This window comes from Streptomyces sp. P17 (assembly GCF_032436805.1).
GTDB lineage: Bacteria > Actinomycetota > Actinomycetes > Streptomycetales > Streptomycetaceae > Streptomyces.
In genome coordinates this window covers 1-253 of record NZ_JAVRBF010001172.1, presented here as the reverse complement: position 1 = coordinate 253, position 253 = coordinate 1, and the positions used below count along the sequence as shown (strand labels likewise).

Genomic DNA, 253 nt, shown 5'->3' with positions numbered 1-253 from the left:
ACAGGCGCACACTAATCACGCTGCTGCGCAATATATCTGAAGCCGAAACATTTGAGCTTTCGAACCCTGTAATGCGCCGTCTACTGAAGGCTCCTGGAGAGCAGGTCTCGGCCAAGGACGTAACCACCGCCCTGCGCCAGCTGACACAGTTCGATCTGGTTGCCACGGATCAGACCCGCAATCTCTTGGCGGCAACGAGCGAGGAAGATCCTGTCTTTCTAGCCCCGCCCCACCAACTGACGGAACGTCAGCA

General features: G+C 57.3%; 1 protein-coding gene. It reads left to right on the top strand.

Annotated elements, in window-relative coordinates:
* Positions 1 to 253: hypothetical protein (locus tag RMT89_RS44320; RefSeq protein ID WP_315889416.1), on the top strand; the 253-nt coding region annotated here is incomplete at both ends.